General features: G+C 33.8%; 19 protein-coding genes. 17 read left to right on the top strand and 2 right to left on the bottom strand.

The annotated features are described in order from the left end of the window. Window positions 1-148: 148 nt before the first annotated feature. The 9 genes from JE46_RS04590 to JE46_RS04550 all read left to right on the top strand — a co-directional run bounded on the left by JE46_RS04590 (window position 149) and on the right by JE46_RS04550 (window position 11,996). On the top strand, window positions 149-670 hold the full coding sequence (locus tag JE46_RS04590) for a YceI family protein (protein WP_031454087.1): 522 nt from the start codon (window positions 149-151) through the stop codon (window positions 668-670). A gap of 107 nt (window positions 671-777) precedes the next feature. Next, complete coding sequence (locus JE46_RS04585) at window positions 778-1,377, top strand: TetR/AcrR family transcriptional regulator (protein ID WP_031454086.1); 600 nt, start codon at window positions 778-780, stop codon at window positions 1,375-1,377. Window positions 1,378-1,395: 18 nt separating this feature from the next. Beyond that, window positions 1,396-2,730, top strand: a complete 1,335-nt coding sequence (locus tag JE46_RS04580) for a TolC family protein (protein ID WP_031454085.1) — start codon at window positions 1,396-1,398, stop codon at window positions 2,728-2,730. A 9-nt stretch (window positions 2,731-2,739) separates the two neighbouring features. Continuing rightward, complete coding sequence (locus tag JE46_RS04575) at window positions 2,740-3,807, top strand: efflux RND transporter periplasmic adaptor subunit (protein WP_031454084.1); 1,068 nt, start codon at window positions 2,740-2,742, stop codon at window positions 3,805-3,807. An 83-nt stretch (window positions 3,808-3,890) separates the two neighbouring features. Beyond that, window positions 3,891-7,067: an efflux RND transporter permease subunit gene (locus JE46_RS04570; protein ID WP_031454083.1), complete on the top strand. Its 3,177-nt coding sequence runs from the start codon at window positions 3,891-3,893 to the stop codon at window positions 7,065-7,067. Between the two features lie 222 nt (window positions 7,068-7,289). Beyond that, entirely contained in the window at window positions 7,290-9,749 is a 2,460-nt protein-coding gene (locus tag JE46_RS04565) for a TonB-dependent receptor (protein WP_031454082.1), read from the top strand. A 58-nt stretch (window positions 9,750-9,807) separates the two neighbouring features. Further along, window positions 9,808-10,140, top strand: a complete 333-nt coding sequence (locus JE46_RS04560) for a hypothetical protein (RefSeq protein WP_031454081.1) — start codon at window positions 9,808-9,810, stop codon at window positions 10,138-10,140. Window positions 10,141-10,142: 2 nt separating this feature from the next. Further along, window positions 10,143-10,445 (top strand): hypothetical protein, encoded by a 303-nt coding sequence (locus tag JE46_RS04555; protein ID WP_031454080.1) that lies wholly within the window; start codon window positions 10,143-10,145, stop codon window positions 10,443-10,445. A gap of 3 nt (window positions 10,446-10,448) precedes the next feature. Then, complete coding sequence (locus JE46_RS04550) at window positions 10,449-11,996, top strand: PepSY-associated TM helix domain-containing protein (protein WP_031454079.1); 1,548 nt, start codon at window positions 10,449-10,451, stop codon at window positions 11,994-11,996. A 79-nt stretch (window positions 11,997-12,075) separates the two neighbouring features. On the opposite strand, the gene JE46_RS04545 is transcribed toward JE46_RS04550, so the two are convergent. Then, a complete protein-coding gene (locus tag JE46_RS04545; protein WP_031454078.1) occupies window positions 12,076-12,423 on the bottom strand; it encodes a toxin-antitoxin system YwqK family antitoxin in 348 nt (115 codons plus the stop codon). A 207-nt stretch (window positions 12,424-12,630) separates the two neighbouring features. Then, the gene (locus JE46_RS04540) at window positions 12,631-13,626 is read right to left on the bottom strand and encodes a TlpA family protein disulfide reductase (protein ID WP_031454077.1); all 996 of its coding nucleotides are present in this window, start codon (window positions 13,624-13,626) and stop codon (window positions 12,631-12,633) included. A 159-nt stretch (window positions 13,627-13,785) separates the two neighbouring features. Between JE46_RS04540 and aspS the strand changes: the two genes are divergently transcribed. The 8 genes from aspS to nuoF all read left to right on the top strand — a co-directional run bounded on the left by aspS (window position 13,786) and on the right by nuoF (window position 21,054). Further along, complete coding sequence (aspS, locus tag JE46_RS04535; RefSeq protein WP_031454076.1) at window positions 13,786-15,537, top strand: aspartate--tRNA ligase; 1,752 nt, start codon at window positions 13,786-13,788, stop codon at window positions 15,535-15,537. A gap of 319 nt (window positions 15,538-15,856) precedes the next feature. Beyond that, the gene (locus JE46_RS04530; RefSeq protein WP_007137066.1) at window positions 15,857-16,051 is read left to right on the top strand and encodes a cold-shock protein; all 195 of its coding nucleotides are present in this window, start codon (window positions 15,857-15,859) and stop codon (window positions 16,049-16,051) included. Window positions 16,052-16,293: 242 nt separating this feature from the next. Beyond that, window positions 16,294-16,659: an NADH-quinone oxidoreductase subunit A gene (locus JE46_RS04525; protein ID WP_031454075.1), complete on the top strand. Its 366-nt coding sequence runs from the start codon at window positions 16,294-16,296 to the stop codon at window positions 16,657-16,659. Window positions 16,660-16,742: 83 nt separating this feature from the next. Then, on the top strand, window positions 16,743-17,291 hold the full coding sequence (locus JE46_RS04520; RefSeq protein ID WP_031454074.1) for an NADH-quinone oxidoreductase subunit B: 549 nt from the start codon (window positions 16,743-16,745) through the stop codon (window positions 17,289-17,291). 1 nt (window position 17,292) lies between these two features. Continuing rightward, the gene (locus JE46_RS04515) at window positions 17,293-17,814 is read left to right on the top strand and encodes an NADH-quinone oxidoreductase subunit C (protein WP_031454073.1); all 522 of its coding nucleotides are present in this window, start codon (window positions 17,293-17,295) and stop codon (window positions 17,812-17,814) included. A gap of 17 nt (window positions 17,815-17,831) precedes the next feature. Next, window positions 17,832-19,070, top strand: coding sequence for an NADH-quinone oxidoreductase subunit D (locus JE46_RS04510; protein ID WP_031454072.1), 1,239 nt, complete (start codon window positions 17,832-17,834; stop codon window positions 19,068-19,070). A gap of 81 nt (window positions 19,071-19,151) precedes the next feature. Continuing rightward, a complete protein-coding gene (locus tag JE46_RS04505; protein ID WP_031454071.1) occupies window positions 19,152-19,682 on the top strand; it encodes a complex I 24 kDa subunit family protein in 531 nt (176 codons plus the stop codon). A 1-nt stretch (window position 19,683) separates the two neighbouring features. Next, a complete protein-coding gene (nuoF, locus tag JE46_RS04500; RefSeq protein WP_031454070.1) occupies window positions 19,684-21,054 on the top strand; it encodes an NADH-quinone oxidoreductase subunit NuoF in 1,371 nt (456 codons plus the stop codon). The last annotated feature ends 30 nt before the right edge of the window (window positions 21,055-21,084 follow it).

The raw sequence follows: 21,084 nt of genomic DNA, 5'->3' as shown, positions 1-21,084 counted from the left end.
TTTAATCCTTTAAAATAATTTTAAAAAAACATGGAAACTTTTTTGGTGTTATGAGTTTCCTTTCTATATTTGCAAACGGAAACTCATAACACCAAAAAAGTTTCCAATATAATTTAAGCTTTTATAAACTCAATTAAATCAAATATTTATGAGAACAACATGGACCGTAGATTCTAGCCAGTCAGATGTTTTAATAAAAATGAGGCATTCGATAATTGCTTATTTGGGAGGAACTGCAAACAAATTTGATGGTTATGTAAATATCGAGGATAATGAAATTGAAGATGCATCAGTTGCTTTTTCATTAGATATAAATAATAAAGCAGATAGTTTTCAGCAAATTGACTCTCATCTGCAACTGAATGATTTGTTTAATGTAAATGAGCATCCGATCATTAGTTTCAAATCAACATCTTTTCAAAAAGTAAATAATAACATCAATTTCTTTAAAGGTGACCTTACTATAAAAGACGTTACAAGGGTTGTTGAACTTGATGCGGAATTCATTGGAGTTAATAACTACAATGGTGAGAAAAAAGTAGCTTTTGAAATCAAAGGTGATATTAAACGTCAGGATTTTGGACTTGATTATAATTCCTATAATCAAAATGGAGGGTTGGCAATGGGAAAAGATATCAAACTTATTGCAAATTTAGAATTTAGCATATAAATCCTACCTAATGAATACGTTAATGTAAAACTATTACTAAGATATTGGAGACTTTTTTCTTAACTTTAGTTTCCTGGTATATTTGTAATAAAATTTGAAAATCAAAAATGAAAGAGAAAATAATATCAAAAGCAAGTGATTTGTTTTTAAAACTGGGTTTTAAAAGCGTTACAATGGATGATATTGCGGGAGAAATGTGCATTTCAAAAAAAACGATCTACAAATACTTTTGTAACAAGGAAGTTTTAGTCAAAGAAAGCACTGCAATGGTTCACAAACAGGTTCATGATTTAATCGATACTATTGTTGCAAAAGATTTTAATTCGATTCATGAGAATTTTGAAATTAGAGAAATGTTTCGTGACATGTTCAAAACCAATATTGACACCTCACCGATTTATCAACTAAAGAAACATTATCCTGAAATATACCAAACTGTACTTACGAAAGAAATTGATCAGTGCACACAGTATTTCAGAGCCAATATTGAAAAAGGAATTCGCGAAGGATTATACCGCAAAGATCTGAACATCGCTATTTATGTAAAATTTTATTACACTCTTATTTTTCATATCAACGAAACCACAGTTTCAGAAACAGAAGCACAGAAAATGGAATTAGAAGCTTTAGAATATCATACCAGAGCCATGGCAACTGAAAAAGGAATTCAGGAACTAGAAAAACAACTTGAAAAAATTATAATTTAATCATCAATCTATAAATATATGAAAAGAATAATTCTAATATTTTTGTGCATCATTGGCCTGTCTGTCAATGCACAAGTCACAACCTTAACCCTAAAAGATGCTGTTTCCTATGCGCTTCAGAATAAAGCCGACGCAAAAAAAGCCAAGTTGGAAGTTGAAAACAGCGAATACCAGATTCAGGAAGTTCGCTCTCGTGCACTACCGCAAATTTCTGCTAATGGAAATCTGACCTATAACCCTGTTATCCAGACAACTGTTATCGACGGTGCGGCATTTAACGCTCCTGGAACTACAATTCAGGCCGCTTTTGGTCAAAAATGGACATCTACTGCAGGAGTTTCGTTAACTCAGGCTTTATTTGACCTTTCCGTTTTTACAGGTTTGAAAGCAGCAAAATCAACCCGTCAGTTTTATCAGATCAATGACAAGTTAACAGAAGAGCAGGTAATTGAAAGAGTAGCCAACAACTATTATCAGGTATATGTTCAACGTCAGAAATTAATTTTACTGGACAGTAATTATGTTAATACAACAAAAGTTCGAGACATTATTAAAGGACAGTTTGATAACGGACTGGCAAAAAAAATTGACTTAGACAGGGTAAGTGTAAAACTATCAAACATTAGTACACAGCGCCAGCAAATTTTGAACGCAGTACAATTACAGGAAAATGCCTTGAAGTTTTATATCGGAATGCCTATGGAAACACAAATTGAGATTCCACAATCTGAATTTGAAGTGACCCCCGCTGCTTTAAGTGAGGCTCCTAATACTGCAAACAGAACAGAATATTTGCTTTTGAAAAAACAGGAAGAATTATTGATGTTTCAAAAAAAATCTGTTGAAGCTGAATATTACCCTACCCTTTCGTTATCTGCAGGATATAATTATATAGGACAGGGTCCTGAAATGCCTTGGTTTGCTAAACCCGCCGATGGTGTTTACTGGTCAGATTACTCTTCAATCGGATTAAATTTGAGAGTACCCATTTTTACCGGATTCGGAACCCGTTCAAGAGTAAGACAAGCTGATGTAAAAATCAGAACGCTACAGGAAGATATTAAAGATACACAGCTTTCCTTAGACCTGGAATATAAAAATGCAAAGACTCAAATAGAGAATAGTTTAATTACAATAGAAAATCAAAGAGAAAATATGACTTTGGCCGGAGAGATCCTGAGTAATACCAAAAACAATTATCTACAGGGACTTGCTTCATTAACCGATTTACTTGATGCTGAAAATGCATCGATAGAAGCACAAAACAATTATACCGCGGCTATATTAGATTACAAATTAGCTGAAGTAGCACTAATCAAATCAAAAGGCGAACTAAAAACTCTTATTAAATAACTAATTACAATGAAGAAAACTATTATAACGATCGTAATCATAATCGCAACTTTGGGTGTGATAGGATATGTTTTAAGTAACAATAAAAAGGAGAACAAAGAAAAAACAGATATTGTAGCTGAAAAAAATGCTGCTGTTTCAGTAAAAGTTACTCCTGTAAAAACAGAGCAAATTTCTTTAGATTTTGTTGCTAATGGAAATTTTGCACCAAACCAGGAATTGACTTTTTCTGCAGAAAAATCAGGAAAAGTAATCAGCGTTTTGGTAAAAGAAGGTGACTATGTAAGAGTAGGTCAGACTTTACTAACGATGAGAGGTGATGTAATAAATGTAAGTGCGCAACAGGCTCAGGCTGTTTATCAAAATGCAAAATCTGATTACAACAGATATGAAAATGCTTTTAAAACCGGCGGTGTTACCAAACAACAATTAGATCAGGCAAAATTAGCTCTGACAAATGCGGAGTCTAATTTAAAACAAGCTAACATTAATGTAGGTGATACAAAAGTAAAAGCTCCAATTAACGGATTTATCAATAAAAAATACATTGAACCGGGATCTATTTTAACAGGAATGCCTGCAACTGCATTATTTGATATTGTAAATACATCTAAATTAAAATTAACAGTTACTGTAAATGAAAATCAGGTAGCGAGCCTTAAAAAAGGAGATAACATCAATGTAACAGCAAGTGTTTATCCTGACAAAACATTTTCCGGAAAAATTACTTTTATTGCTGCAAAAGCGGATGAATCTTTAAATTTCCCTGTTGAGATTGAAATTACAAACAACTCAAATAATGATTTGAAAGCCGGTATGTACGGAACGGCAAATTTTGCTTCAAAACAACAAAAACAAAACTTAATGGTGGTACCAAGAAATGCATTTGTTGGAAGTGTGAGCAGTAACGAAATTTTTGTTGCTGAAAATGGTAAAGCTAAATTGAAAAAAGTTACTGCCGGAAGAATTTTAGGTGACAAAGTAGAAATTATCAACGGACTATCTGACGGTGAAAAAGTGATTACCACAGGTCAGATTAACTTACAAGACGGAAATACAGTAGAAATTATTAAATAATTATTGGCTTTAAGCAATAAGCTTTAAGCCATTAAAAAAGCCTAAAGCCTACAGTTTACCGCCTATAGCGTAAAGCAACAAATATGAAATTAGCCGAAATATCCATAAAACGTCCGTCGTTGGTAATTGTATTGTTTACAATTCTGACACTTGGTGGATTATTCAGTTACAGCCAACTGGGCTACGAGCTGATCCCAAAATTTGAACAAAATGTTATTACCATTTCTACAATTTATCCGGGAGCTTCTCCAAGTGAGGTTGAGAATACGGTAACAAAGAAAATTGAAGATGCGATTGCGTCCTTAGAGAATATCAAGAAAATTGACTCAAAATCTTACGAGAGTTTGTCTATTGTGTCCATTACTTTGACTTCAAATGCAAAGGTTGATTTCTCTATGAATGATGCGCAGCGAAAAATAAATGCAATCATTAGTGATTTACCAGATGATGCTGAAACGCCTGCATTAACCAAATTCTCGTTGAGTGATTTACCAATTATGACAATTGGCGCCAATGGAAAAATGGATGAAGCTGCATTTTATGACTTAATTGATAAAAAAATTGCGCCTATTTTATCTCGTGTACAAGGTGTCGCACAAGTAAATATTATTGGTGGTTCAGAACGTGAAATTCAGGTAAATCTGGATGCGGTAAAAATGCAGGGTTACGGGCTTTCAATCCCTCAGGTTCAGCAAACTATTTTGTCTTCAAACTTAGATTTCCCAACAGGTAACATTCAGACCCGTGATCAAAAAATATTAATTCGTTTAGCGGGTAAATATAAAAATGTAGAGGAATTAAGAAACTTAGTGGTTTCATCTCAAAACGGAATTCAAATTCGTTTAAATGATATTGCTGACGTTCAGGATACACAGAAAATAGCTGAAAAAATATCACGTGTTGATCAAAAAAGTGCGATTGTTTTACAAATTATTAAACAATCAGATGCGAATGCGGTTGCCGTAAGTGAGCAATTACTAAAAACAATTGCAATTCTTGAAAAAGATTATGAAAAAAACAATTTACAATTAGAAGTAGCAAAAGACAGTACAATTTTTACTTTGGAAGCTGCAGATTCTGTAGTTCACGATTTATTAATAGCAGTAATTCTGGTGGCTCTCGTAATGTTGTTCTTCCTGCACAGTATTAGAAACTCATTAATTGTAATGGTTTCGATTCCGGCATCGCTAATTGCAACTTTCATAGGTATTTATTTAATGGGATATACTTTGAACTTAATGAGTTTATTAGGATTATCTCTGGTGGTTGGTATTCTGGTCGATGATGCTATTGTGGTTTTGGAGAATATTTACAGGCACATGGAAATGGGTAAAAGCCGAATTCGTGCATCATATGACGGGACTGCCGAAATTGGTGGTACTGTAACTTCAATTACATTGGTAATTGTGGTGGTATTCCTGCCTATTGCGATGAGTTCCGGATTGGTTTCTAATATCATTACGCAATTCTGTGTTACAGTAATTATCTCAACACTGTTATCACTTTTAGCCTCTTTTACTATTATTCCGTGGTTATCATCTCGTTTTGGGAAATTAGAACATATTGAAGGAAAAAATTTATTTGGAAGAATTATTCTTGGTTTTGAAAATTATTTAACACGTTTTACAGACTGGGTTTCTCACTTATTGACATGGTGCTTAGATCATTATGTAAAAACTCTTATCGTAGTACTTGTTTTGTTCTTTGGATCTACAATAGGATTAATGGGCGGAGGTTTCATAGGTGGTGAGTTTTTTGCTGCGTCAGATAGTGGTGAGTTTTTAGTTCAGATCGAAATGCCTAAAGACGCTTCGTTAGAACAAACTAACTTTATGACACAAAAAGCAGAAGCTTTTTTGAAAACGCAAGAATATGTTCACAGTCAAATCACAACAGTAGGACAAACTAGTGAAGGTCTTGGAGCATCGCAAGCAACGGCTTACAAAGCAGAGATTGATGTTAAAATGATTGAGCAAAAAGATCGTACAGACGGGGCTTCTGTATACGCTGCTAAAATCAAACGTAAATTAGAAAAAGTATTAGTTGGTGCCAAAGTTAAAACGGTTCCGGTTGGTATTTTAGGAACTGCAGATAACGCCACTTTAGGTTTGATCGTAACAGGTCCTTCAACGGAAACTGCAATGGCTTTTGCTAAATTAGCTGAAGCAGAATTACGTACAATCCCCGGAACAACAGAGATTAAATTAACCGTTGAAGATGGTAATCCTGAAATCAATGTTAAGGTAGATCGTGATAAAATGGCTGCTTTAGGATTGACTTTACAAACAGTTGGTTTAACGATGCAAACTGCTTATAGTGGAAACACAGATGGTAAATACAGAGCAGGCGAATACGAATATGATATCAACATTAAGTATAATGCTTTTGATCGAAAAAGTATTACAGATGTTAGTAATTTGATTTTTATTAATTCCGCCGGACAACAAATTAAATTATCCCAATTTGCAACTATTACAGAAGGTTCAGGCCCAAGCCAGTTAGAGCGTAGAGACAAAACGGCTTCGGTAACAGTACAAGGACAAAACGTTGGGGTTGCTTCAGGAACAATTGTTACCCAATGGCAGGAAAAATTAGATAAACTTAAAAAACCAGTTGGTGTAAACTATATTTGGGGAGGTGATCAGGAAAATCAAAGTGAAGGATTTGGTACCTTAGGAATCGCTTTATTAGCTGCAATTATTTTAGTTTATTTGGTAATGGTTGGTTTATATGACAGTTTTGTTCATCCTTTTGTAGTACTATTTGCTATACCATTATCCTTTATCGGAGCAATGTTAGCTCTAGCTTTAACAAACAATACGTTAAACATCTTTACGATATTAGGTATCATCATGTTGATTGGTCTGGTGTGTAAAAATGCGATCATGCTTGTCGATTATACGAATCAAAGAAGAGCTGCCGGAGAATCAATCAGAAAAGCTTTAATTCAGGCAAACCACGCTCGTTTGCGTCCGATTTTGATGACGACAATTGCGATGGTATTTGGTATGTTCCCAATTGCATTGGCATCAGGAGCTGGAGCTGAATGGAAGAACGGTTTGGCATGGGTAATTATCGGAGGATTAATTTCTTCTTTATTTCTAACCCTGATTGTAGTTCCGGTAATTTATAATATTATGGAGAAAATAATTCAAAAATTCTCTAAAGGAGATAAAATCGATTATGAAGCTGAAATGGTAGCTGATTATGAGCACACTGAGTTAAGTGAAGACGGTTTTAATCCTAAACATACGCATTAGTTAATTGTTGATTTGTAATTTTAAAAAGCCTGTTCATTAATTTGAACAGGCTTTTTGCTTATACCAGTGTTAATTTTTTGCTTAAATTACTTAAGATGTTAATTTTTTAAACAATTATAAGTTTTAACCTTTTAAAATAATTTATTTAGAATAAATAAAAATAGTTTGTGTAGTTGATGTCCAACACTTAAATTTGCACTATCAAAAACAATTCTAAATAACATGAAAGTAAGATTTACAATACCACTATTAGGTTTATTTTTTATTTTGTTAACTGGTACATCAATCAGTGCACAAGAAAAAACAACTATAAAAGGTAAAATAACTTTAAACAATAATGAAACTCCAGAAAATATTTCTGTCATATTAAAAGGTACCCGTTTAGGTACTATTACGGACGAAGCTGGAAATTATAAAATAAAAAACGTTAAACCAGGATCTTACACCATTAAAATATCTGCCGTTGGACATTCTACTAAAGAAAAAAACATTGTTGTAATTGAAGGTCAGGAACTTATTGAAAACTTCACTATCAGTTCAAATTCAGAAGAACTAACAGAAGTGGTTATAAACGGAGGCAAAACGAATCATTTTGCCCGTAAAGAAAACCAACAAGTATCAAGATTGCCTCTTAAAAATCTTGAAAACCCACAAGTATATACAACTATTACAGGTGAAGTTTTAAAAGAACAAGTTGTAACAAATTTTGATGATGCTTTAAAAAATGCTCCGGGTGTAACGCAGCTTTGGGCTTCAACAGGCCGTGGCGGCGATGGCGGAGGTTATTATGCTTTAAGAGGTTTTCCTGTTCAGCCTACAATGGTTAACGGATTACCTGGCCTAACAAACGGAAGTTTAGACCCTGCAAATGTTGACAAAATCGAAATCATCAGAGGACCATCCGGAACCTTATTTGGAAGCAGCTTAATCTCATACGGAGGATTAATAAATACTACTACAAAAAAACCATACAAAACATTTGGAGGGGAAATAAATTACACTGTTGGAAGTTATGGGTTAAACCGTGCTACTGTTGATCTAAACACACCTTTAAACGACAAAAAAACTTTAAATTTCAGAGTAAACTCGGCATACAATAAACAAAATAGTTTTCAGGATGCAGGTTTTAGAGAATCGTTTTTTATTGCTCCATCATTATCTTACGAAGTAAATGATAAATTATCATTCTTAGTACAAACTGAATTCATGAGTAATGAATCTACAAATCCAACAATGTTATTTTTAGATAGAGGAGCTCCCTTAAGAGTTCATAATATTGAGGAACTAAAATATGATAACAACCGCTCTTATACCAGTGATGAACTAACAATTAAAACACCTTCATTTAATATTCAGGCTCAGATGAATTACAAACTTTCTGACCAGTGGACATCACAAACCGTTTTCTCAAATAGTACAGCAAAATCAGATGGAAATTATGCCTATTTGTATGAAGTAACAAATACAAAAAATCCTTCTTTAATTCCACTGGTATCCCAAATAACTGATGGAATTGTTCTCTATCGTCAATTTAGTTACCAGGACAATGAAAATAAAAGTACTGATGTACAGCAAAACTTTATTGGCGATTTCAAAATAGGAAGTTGGAGAAACAGACTGGTTGTTGGTTTAGATTATTATAAAAGAACAGCTGCAGACTATAGTTCGGGTTATTTTGGTAATGGATTCGTTTATATAGGAGATGATTTGGCTTCTTTCAATGCTGTTTTTGGTCCTTCAAACGGAGATACAGGTGATTTGACTAAAGAAGGGTCTGATGCAATTGTAGGGAATAGCCAAAGAAATAATAGTAAAACTAAGCAAGAAGTTTACAGTGCCTATTTTTCAGATGTATTAAACATTCTTCCAAATTTATCAGCGATGGTTAGTTTACGTGCCGATCGTTTTATGAATGCTGATAATGACGCATACAATCAAACCGCTTTTTCTCCAAAATTCGGAATTGTATTTCAGCCCATTTTAGATCAGGTATCCGTTTTTGCTAATTACATGAACGGATTTTCTAACGTAAGTCCTTCTGCTGATGTCAATGGTTCTGTTACAACACTAAGAACATTTGACCCTGAGCATGCAAATCAATTCGAAGTAGGAACAAAACTGAATCTCTTCAAAGACAAATTTTATGCTACTGTTAGTTACTACGACATTAAGGTAACAGACAAAGTTTATGGTGTTAGACCTAATGCTAATGATGTGACTTATTATCAGGATGGAGCTCAGGAAAACAAAGGTGTAGAAGTTGAAATTGTTGCCAATCCTGTTAATGGTTTAAACATTATTGCCGGATACAGCTATAATGAAGCCATTTTAACAAAAGGAGATCCTGACTTTGTGGGATTCAGATCTGAAGATGCAGGGCCTAGAAATCTGGCAAACCTTTGGGCCAGCTACAAATTTACAAGCGGTATCCTAAGAGGTTTTGGTTTAGGTTTTGGAGGAAATTATGTTGGTGACAATATGATTATGCATAGAGCTACTGCAGGAACATTTACAATTCCGGAATACACTGTTCTAAATTCATCTTTGTTTTATAATACTGAAAAATTTGGCGTAACAGTTAAACTAAACAACATTGAAAACAAAGAAATCTATGATGGATGGTCAACTGTTCATCCTAAAGATCCTAGAACTATTGCTGCAAGTTTTACATACAGATTCTAAATAAACACCAAAAAACACCTTTCTCCTCAAACAGAAAGGTGTTTAAAATTATAAAATTATGATAACAATAGCCAGTCTTGTACTTTTTTTAGCTTTTTACACCTTATATCATACTTCAAAAAAAGCTGTTTTATCGTATGATTTAGGTTTTGAAAAATGGATGCAGAAAAATCCGAAACAAACCAAAATTACCGGATTAATTTTGCTTCTTTCTGCCTATGGTTTTTGGCTTTTTACAAAATCATTATGTTGTGGTACTTTAATGTTTTTTATTCAGCTAATGGCTGTTGGAAGCTTAATTGTATTATTATCCCCACTTAAAAAAATAAGCCGTTCAACACTATTCATTCTTTTTATAATAATTGCTTTATTAGAATTTTATTACGCTTAAACATGCCAGCAAATCCTAAATACTTAACACAATCTAAATGGCAACGGTTTGCCAAAATTACAGCTGCCATTCTGGGTGGTTATTTTGTTTCGATTACTTTTCATTTAGCTTTAGCTTCATGGCTAAACAGGGCAAACATTCTTATCACAATGGCTTTTAGTGGTTTTATCCTTTGGGTAGCGCTTATGGTTGTTGCTTTTTTAGCCAAAAACGGATGGAAAATATGGCTGATTTATATACTCCTTTCGCTAGTTTTTTCTCTTTTAATCTATTTAGGGCAAACGTATAATTCAATCGTACAATAAACTATGAGTAATCGTAATTATAATATTTATTTTCATACACATACTGTTAGCGGAATTGTTATAAGTGTAGTCCTTTTTATAATATTTTTTGCAGGTTCGTTTTCTTTTTTTAGGGATGAAATAATCAATTGGGAAAGAAATGAATCGACTTCTATATCAAGAGAGATTGATTTAAACTATGATGCAGCTTTAAAAAAAATAGATAAGGAGTATGTCTTACACGGCAGAAATCTTACCTTTTCCAAACATAGCAATGAAAGAAGAGTTAGTGTTTATTTAGAAGGAACTAAAGATACTTTAGCTCCGGCAAAACTAAAAGAAGGAGCTTACTTTACCATAGATACCAAAAACTATAAAACATCAACTTATGAAGAATCTTATTCATTGGGAGAGTTTTTATACAGACTTCACTTTTTGGCTCAGATTCCTTATCCTGTGGGATATTATCTTTCAGGTTTTATAGCTTTGTTTTTCTTATTCGCAATTGTAACCGGAGTTTTATTGCATTGGAAAAAAATCGTGTCTAATTTTTATGTATTTCGCCCAAAAGAAAAGCTTAAAACATTATGGACTGATGCTCACACAGCATTAGGAATGATTGGTTTACCTTTTCAGTTTGTTTATGCGGTAACAGGTGCTTTTTTTATGATTAAGCTTCTAATAGTAGCCCCAGCTGTAATGGTACTTTACAAAGGCGACCAGGATAAATTATACAAAGAACTTGAATATAAGGATCCTGAATATAAGTTTAATAACAAAAAATTAGTATCTCCTTATAGTATTGATCAATTAGTTTCAAAAGCAAAAAACAATTGGAAAGATTTTGAAATAAACCGTGTTATGATTCAAAATTATGGAGATACCAATATGCATGTTATCGTAGAAGGTGAATTATTAAGCACCAAAAAATTTACAGGAATCGGAAAAGTAGTTTACCGTATTTCTGATTCAAAAGAAGTTGCAAAGAAAAATCCTGAAACGGAAAACAATTATTTAGATGCTGTAAAAAATGTTTTGTACCGCATCCATTTTGGTGATTATGGTGGATATGCCTTAAAAATAATAAGTTTTGTTTTAGGCATTATAACCTGCTTTGTTATTATTTCGGGAGTAATGATTTGGTTAGTTGCAAGGAATAAGAAAAATATGCCTGAAAAAAAACGACGTTTTAATGAAGGTGTGGTCCGAATTTATCTGGCAATTTGTTTAAGCATGTATCCTATTACGGCATTGGCTTTTATAGCTGCTAAACTGTTTCATCCTTTAACTCAGTCTAATTTATACAGTATTTATTTTATCGGATGGTTATTGCTTACAATCTTTTTTATCATCAAAAAGAATGATGCTTTTACCAACAAATGGTGTTTAATCTCAGGAAGTATTTTAGGTTTGTTAATCCCGATAACAAATGGAATTATTACAGGAAATTGGTTTTGGAATTCTTTTATACAAAACCAGATTCAGATTTTCTTTATTGATGTTTTTTGGATAGTTCTGGCTTCAATTACACTATATGTTGCTTTTTCATTAAAATCAAAAGAAAGCAACTAATTGTGACATTAATCAATTGAACAAAAAAGGGAGAAAATTTTACAAAATTTTCTCCCTTTTTTCATTAACTAAAATTATATTAATTTCTATTTGCTATAATCTTTTCTTCTAAGCTTTTAACCGAATTAATTTTGCTGTTTGAATAATCTACCTGGCAAATGTTTTTGTCATTAAAGAAAATCCATTTTCCGCTTTTCAAGCCATCCTTGTATTCAGCGATAGCTTTCTTATTTCCGTTCTCATCATAAGACACCCAAACACCATCTAATTTACCTTCTTTAAAAAAACCTTCCTGTTGTACTTTACCATTTTCATAATAATATGTAGCTCTTACTTTGTTTCCAACAGCTTCCAACTCAGGTTTTGTCTCTTGTGCAACTAAAATTCCAGAGAACAATATTGCAACTAAAATTACACACTTTTTCATATCTTTAGGTATTAATGTTATCAAATCTTTATCAAATATAATTAAATGTTTACATTAAAAAAACTTTTACTTAACAATTTGGTAACATTAGATAAAAGCTTAACATTGGATATCAACCGGATACAAAAAAACCAACGCTGAAGCATTGGTTTTACTGGTGTTTTTAAAAAATATACAAGTTACGATAACGTTGTAAATTTGCAAGAATTATTTCAATAAAGCATCCAGCTGGGTTTGCAATGTTGCAGATGATGGTCTGTCGGCATCCGGATTTATAATATTACCGTTTGGATCGATTAGTATAAATCTTGGGATTCCATTTACGCCATAACTTGTTACAAAATCAGATCCCCAGTCTTTGTCAGCAAATAACTGAACTCCGCCTAAATTTTTATCCGTAACAAATTTCTTCCACTTGTCATGATCTTTTGCTGTATCAATTGAGATGCTTACAAATTCAATATTTTTTCCATGATATTTTTCTTCAATTTTTTGCAGAAAAGGAATTTCAGCTCTACAAGGCCCACACCATGTTGCCCAAAGATCAATGTAAACATATTTCCCCTTTAAATCAGAAAGCTTTGTTTTACCTCCTTTATAATTTTCATAATCAAAATCAGGTGAAGGTTTTCCTTTAAGTTTATTCGTTTTAGCATTGCTTTCATAAGTTTGGGCTGCATATTGGCTAAATTGTGCAAATGAATTTTTTAATGCAGTCTGAAAATCTGCATCATATTTTCCTTTTTCCAGCGTTTCATTATCCCATTTTTTCTTTGCTTCTAAAAGTGTAGCAAATTCAGCTTCATCTTTAGAAAAAGCTTCATTTTGAAATTTTTCATTGTTTAAGGAATATTGAGCCAGAAAATTACTTTCGTCTACCCCTTTTCCTTTATAAACAATCGTTTCATCAAATTGCTTGGCATCCATAGTCAGATTTACCTCAGAATTAGGTTTTAAATACAACCCTGAAACTTCATGACCGTCTGAAAATTGATAAAAACCTTTTGGAGCTTCGAAGGTTGCATCAAAAACTCCTTTCTTATTAATTGGAATGACTTGTTTAAAATCATTTGCTCCTCGGATAACTAAAGTATCACTGTTTCTATTGGCAATTTTCGCAGTAAATTTTATTTGATTCTTTGTTTGGGCATTAATACTAAAAACACTAAGCACAATTAAAGCTAAAAGAAAAACTTTTTTCATAATCAATATTATTTTGTTTTGAATAGACCAAATCTAAAGAAATTATATGTGAGAAAATTAGCCGTTAACAAAATATTTCAATTTTATAAGCATCAAGTTATTACTTTACTATATTAATTTGATTTTTGTGTTTACTTTTGCAGTCTAAAATTTTGATCAATGTATAGAAGTCATAATTGTGGCGAATTAAATGCCTCAAATATTAATACCCAAGTTACACTTGCAGGCTGGGTTCAAAAATCACGCGATAAAGGATTTATGAATTGGGTTGATTTACGTGACCGTTACGGAATTACACAACTTATTTTCGATGAAAGCCGTACCGATAAAAACGTTTTTGAATTAGCCAAAACTCTTGGTCGTGAATTTGTAATTCAGGTAAAAGGAACAGTTATTGAGCGTGAAGCCAAAAACAAAAATATCCCGACTGGCGAAATCGAAATTTTAGTTTCCGAATTAACCATTTTAAACGCAGCTTTAACACCTCCATTTACAATTGAAGATGAAACGGACGGTGGTGAAGATATCAGAATGAAATATCGTTATTTGGATATCAGAAGAAATCCTGTAAAAAACAGCTTGTTATTCCGTCACAAAGTGGCAATGGAAGTTCGTAAATATTTATCAGATTTAGATTTCTGTGAAGTTGAAACCCCTTACTTAATCAAATCAACTCCTGAAGGAGCGAGAGATTTTGTTGTACCAAGCCGTATGAACGAAGGACAGTTTTATGCTTTGCCACAATCTCCACAAACTTTCAAGCAGTTATTGATGGTGGGCGGAATGGATAAATATTTCCAAATCGTAAAATGTTTCCGTGATGAAGATTTACGTGCAGATCGTCAGCCTGAGTTTACACAGATTGATTGCGAAATGGCATTTGTGGAGCAAGAAGATATTTTGAATGTTTTTGAAGGATTGACAAGACATTTATTAAAAGAAATAAAAGGTATTGAAGTAGATAAATTCCCAAGAATTACCTACGATTATGCCATGAAAACATACGGAAATGACAAACCGGACATTCGTTTCGGAATGAAATTTGGCGAATTGAACGAATTTGCAAAACACAAAGAATTTCCTGTATTTAATGCGGCAGAATTAGTTGTAGGAATTGCTGTTCCGGGAGCAGGAAATTACACTAGAAAAGAAATCGACGGGTTAATTGACTGGGTAAAACGCCCTCAGGTTGGAGCATCTGGAATGGTTTACGTAAAATGTAATGAAGACGGAACTTTTAAATCATCTGTAGATAAATTCTACGATCAGGAAGATTTGGCAAACTGGGCAAAAGCAACAGAAGCAAACCCAGGAGATATGATTTTCGTCCTTTCTGGTCCTGCAAATAAAACACGAGCTCAGCTTTCTGCTTTACGTATGGAACTGGCAACTCGTTTAGGATTGCGTAAGCCCGAAGAATTTGCTCCGTTATGGGTGGTAGATTTCCCATTATTGGAATTGGATGAAGAAAGCGGTCGTTACCACGCAATGCACCATCCGTTTACATCTCCAAAACCGGAAGATATGACATTATTGGAAACAGAACCCGGAAAAGTTCGTGCAAACGCTTACGATATGGTTTTGAACGGAAACGAAATTGGTGGAGGATCTATTCGTATTCACGATAAAGCAACGCAGCAGTTAATGTTCAAATATTTAGGATTTACCGAAGAAGAAGCAAAAGCACAATTTGGTTTCTTAATGGATGCATTCCAGTTTGGAGCACCGCCACACGGAGGATTAGCTTTTGGTTTAGACAGATTAGTTGCTATTTTAGGAGGTCAGGAAACTATTAGAGATTTTATAGCTTTCCCTAAAAACAATTCAGGTCGCGATGTAATGATCGATGCACCTGCTGCAATTGACGATTCACAATTGAAAGAATTATCAATTAAACTGGATTTAAAATAGTTCTACAATTTTTGATAAATATAAACAGAGTGACAATTAATCTGTCACTCTTTTTTTATTTTACTAAAACTTATTGTAAGAATTTAAAAAAATTAAATTTTTAATAAGTAGTCCGTTTATTACAATAAAATTAGTACTGAAATTGCTTTATCCTTAATAAATGAATCTTAATTCAAAGAAATTCATATGAATTTTAATATAATTTAAGCACAGAAAACACTGTAAATCAATAATTTTTACAAAAAATTAACACCTTAGTGTCTTTTGTATGAATTTATATATTACATTTGCTTTATTATAAATTATTATTACAATTACAATGCGTACAGGTACAGTAAAATTTTTCAATGAGTCTAAAGGTTATGGATTCATTACAGACGAAGAAACAGGAAAAGACATCTTCGTTCACGCTTCAGGAATTAACGCGGAAGAATTACGCGAAGGTGACCGTGTAAGCTACGAAGAAGAAGAAGGAAGAAAAGGGAAAGTTGCTGCTAAAGTAGCAGTAATCTAAGAAAAATATAGCAATTTATTTTTTTTGCCTCTGAATGGTTTAAAAACGTTTCGATTTATTTCGAAACGTTTTTTTTTGCTTTCTTGTTAAAAAAAATACAAAAGTCTGACCTTTTATTTATAATCAATAAAAATTACACTTAATCCATATTACACACTAAACTTAAATCATTTTTTAGTTTGTGATTTACAGAGTTGAAAGCTATCTTTGTGGCTTATTTTTTAAGTAAAAACCCTAAGTTTATGCAATCTGACCAATACAGTTATCTTCCTATTTTAATGCAGCTTATCTTAGCCGTTGGTTTTGTAGTAGGAACTATCATTATTTCCGGAAAATTAGGCCCAAAAAGGACTTCTGAGACAAAAGATAAAAACTTCGAATGCGGTATCGAATCTGTAGGTAACGCCCGTATTCCTTTTTCAGTAAAATATTTCCTTGTAGCCATTTTATTTGTATTGTTTGACGTAGAGGTAATTTTCCTTTATCCATGGGCAGTAAACTTTAAAGAATTAGGAATTGAAGGGATGTTAAAAATGATTGTATTCATGTCTCTTCTTTTAGTTGGTTTTTTCTATATCATCAAAAAGAGAGCATTAGACTGGGAATAAAAAATATTTATTTTTAAATTATAAATGCTGAATTATAAATTATTTGAACATTCAAAATTTATAACTCAAAATAACAATACAAAATGAGCGATTCAAATGTAAATATGGTTGCCCCTCCGGAAGGTGTTGTTGGTGAAGGTTTTTTTGCCACAAAACTAAATGACGTTGTAGGTTTGGCACGCGCGAATTCTCTTTGGCCACTGCCTTTTGCAACTTCATGCTGCGGAATCGAATTTATGGCAACTATGGCATCACATTACGATTTGGCACGATTTGGTTCTGAGCGTGTGAGTTTTTCTCCTCGTCAGGCAGATATGTTGATGGTAATGGGAACTATTTCTAAAAAAATGGCGCCAATCTTAAGACAGGTTTACGAACAAATGTCGGAACCTCGCTGGGTTATTGCTGTTGGAGCCTGTGCTTCATCAGGCGGAATTTTTGACACTTATTCGGTTTTACAAGGAATTGACAAAGTAATTCCGGTTGATGTTTACGTTCCGGGATGTCCTCCAAGACCTGAACAAATTGTTGACGGCGTAATGAAACTTCAAGAATTGGTAAAAAGCGAATCTGTGAGACGAAGAAGCTCTCCGGAATACCAAGAATTATTAGCTTCCTATAACATTTCATAAGATGGCTTTAGAAAACACCCTGATCCAGGATAAACTTATAGAAACATTTGATTCAAGTGTTTTTAACTTTCAACAAGAAAGAGATATTTTTTCACTGGAAACTTCTGCTGATAAAATTACAGCCCTGATTCTTTTCCTGAAAAATGACGCTGATTTACGTTTCCACTTTTTAACTGACTTATGCGGTATTCATTATCCTGATAATGAATCTGAACGTCAGTTTGCCATAGTATATCATTTGCACAACTGGTACGAAAACAAACGTATTAGAATTAAGGTGTATCTTAACGGGGAAAAACCGGAAATCAAAACAATTTCGAATATTTTCTTAAGCTCCAATTGGATGGAAAGAGAAACATACGATTTCTTTGGGGTTAACTTCATTGGTCATCCGCAATTGAAACGTATTTTGAATATGGATGAAATGGTTTCTTTCCCTATGAGAAAAGAATTTCCGATGGAAGACAGTGGAAGAACGGATAAAGACGACAGATTCTTTGGAAGAACAACAACAAATTGCTAAATAATTCAACATTATAAATGTCAGAACTATTATTATCACCAGAGCATCGATATGCTAAAATAATTAAGGACAAACTAAACGAAGACGGAAGCGAGCTTTCAGTACTGAATTTAGGCCCTACACACCCGGCTACTCACGGTATTTTTCAAAATATCCTGTTGATGGATGGTGAAAGAATTCTGGAGGCCGAACCCACTATTGGATACATCCACAGAGCTTTCGAAAAAATTGCAGAAAATCGTCCTTTTTATCAAATTACTCCTCTTACAGACCGTATGAACTACTGCTCCTCTCCTATTAATAATATGGGATGGTGGATGACTTTAGAAAAATTACTGGGAATTGAAGTTCCAAAAAGAGCTCAATATCTAAGAGTTATCGTTATGGAACTTGCACGTATTACAGATCACTTAATTTGTAATTCAATTTTAGGAGTTGATACTGGTGCTTATACCGGTTTCTTATATGTTTTTCAGTTTAGAGAAAAAATTTACGAAATCTACGAAGAAATTTGTGGTGCACGTTTGACAACCAATATGGGAAGAATCGGTGGATTTGAAAGAGACTGGTCTCCTGAAGCTTTCAAAAAACTAGATGCTTTCCTTGAAGAATTTCCTGTTGCATGGAAAGAATTCGAAAACTTATTCGAAAGAAACAGAATTTTTATTGACAGAACTGTAAATGTAGGTGCAATCTCAGCAGAGAAAGCAATGGCTTACGGATTTACAGGCCCAAACTTACGTGCAGCCGGAGTTGATTATGACGTCCGTGTTGCACAGCCTTACTCCTCTTACGAAGATTTTGATTTTATTGTTCCTGTTGGAAAATCAGGTGATACTTATGATCGTTTTTGTGTTCGTAATGCAGAGGTTTGGGAAAGTTTAAGCATTATCCGTCAGGCTTTGGACAAAATGCCTCCAGGAAACGAATATCATGCAGAAGTACCGGATTATTATTTGCCTCCGAAAGAAGATGTGTATACTTCAATGGAATCCTTGATTTACCACTTTAAAATTGTAATGGGTGAAGTTCCTGTACCGGTTGCAGAAATTTATCACCCGGTTGAAGGAGGAAATGGAGAAATCGGATTTTACTTAGTGACAGACGGAAGCAGAACGCCTTACAGATTACATTTCAGACGACCTTGCTTTATTTATTATCAGGCTTATCCGGAAATGATCAAAGGCGCATTACTATCAGATGCAATTGTTATTTTATCAAGTTTAAATGTAATTGCCGGAGAATTAGACGCATAAATGAATTATAAATTTTGAGTTATAAATTATAAATGCCAAAAACATTTAGAATTTAAAATTTAAAATTCAAAATAATAAAAAATGGAACGTAAACATTACAAACAAGAAATAAACATGACTGAAGCATTGATGTCCCGCATCAATGAACTGATTAGTCATTATCCTGAAGACAAAAGAAAATCAGCTCTGTTGCCTGTTTTGCACGAAGTGCAGGATGCGCATGATAACTGGCTGAGCATTGAGTTGCAGGATAAAGTTGCCGAAATTTTGCACATCAAACCAATTGAGGTTTACGAAGTGGTTACTTTTTATACCATGTACAACCAAAAACCAATTGGAAAATACATGTTCGAATTTTGCCAGACTTCTTGTTGTTGTTTAAACGGTGCCGAAAATTTAATGGATTATACTTCTGAAAAATTAGGGATCAAAATGGGCGAAACAACTCCGGACGGAATGTTTACCATTGCCGGCGTAGAATGTTTAGGTGCCTGCGGATATGCTCCGATGATGCAGTTAGGCGATTTCTACAAAGAAAAATTGACAGAAGACAAAATCGATCAGTTAATCGCTGATTGCAGAGATGATAAAATAATATTACACGATAAATAAGATGTCAAAAAAAATATTATTAGACAAAATCAATATTCCGGGTATTAAGACTTACGAAGTGTATCGCCAAAACGGTGGTTATGCTTCTGTAGAAAAAGCTTTAAAAACACTTACGCCTGACGAAGTTGTTGAAGAAGTAAAAAAATCAGGAATCAGAGGTCGTGGTGGAGCTGGTTTCCCGGCCGGAATGAAATGGAGTTTTATTGACAAGAAATCAGGAAAACCAAGACATTTAGTTTGCAACGCTGACGAATCTGAACCGGGAACTTTCAAAGACCGTTATTTGATGGAATTTATTCCTCACTTATTGATCGAAGGAATGATTACTTCGAGTTTTGCTCTTGGCGCAAACCTATCCTACATCTACATTCGTGGAGAATACATGTGGGTTTTTAAAATTTTGGAAAAAGCAATCAACGAAGCAAGAGCTGCAGGTTGGTTAGGAAAAAATATATTAGGTACAGGTTACGATTTAGATTTATATGTTCACTGCGGAGCAGGAGCTTATATTTGTGGAGAAGAAACTGCGCTTATTGAATCACTGGAAGGAAAAAGAGGCAATCCTCGTATTAAACCACCATTCCCAGCTGTTTCAGGACTTTGGGCAAATCCAACTGTGGTAAACAATGTTGAAACTATTGCAGCAGTGCCGTGGATTATCAATAATTCAGGTGATGAATATGCTAAAATTGGAATTGGCCGTTCTACAGGAACTAAATTAATCTCAGCTTCAGGACACATCAAAAATCCTGGGGTTTATGAAATTGAATTAGGATTATCTGTTGATGAGTTCATGAATTCTGATGAGTATTTAGGAGGAATGTCTTCAAACAGACCCTTGAAAGCTTTAGTACCGGGAGGATCTTCTGTGCCAATTTTACCGGCTGAATTAATTTTTAAAACAGCAAACGGTGAAGACCGATTAATGTCTTACGAATCTTTGAGTGATGGTGGTTTTGCTACCGGATCAATGTTAGGTTCAGGAGGGTTTATTGTGTACAACGACACATCATGTATAGTGAGAAATACATGGAATTTTGCTCGTTTTTACCACCATGAATCCTGTGGCCAATGTACACCATGCCGTGAAGGAACCGGCTGGTTAGAAAAAATATTACATCGTATTGAAAACGGTCACGGCCGTGAAGAGGATATCGAATTATTATGGAGTATTCAAAGCAAAATCGAAGGAAACACGATTTGTCCGCTTGGTGATGCGGCTTCATGGCCTGTCGCAGCTGCTATTCGTCATTTTAAAGATGAATTTGAGTACCATGTTCGTTTCCCTGAAAAAATAAAACACAGAGATCATTTTGTTGCTGAACCATTTTCGCAAGTAAAACATTTGGTAGGCGGTAAGATAATCGTATAATAAAAATATAAAAGAATTACGAAGTTATAT

This window comes from Flavobacterium chungangense LMG 26729, from assembly GCF_000735715.2.
In the GTDB taxonomy this organism is placed as follows: Bacteria; Bacteroidota; Bacteroidia; order Flavobacteriales; family Flavobacteriaceae; genus Flavobacterium; species Flavobacterium chungangense.
This window is presented reverse-complemented; position numbering and strand designations above follow the sequence as displayed.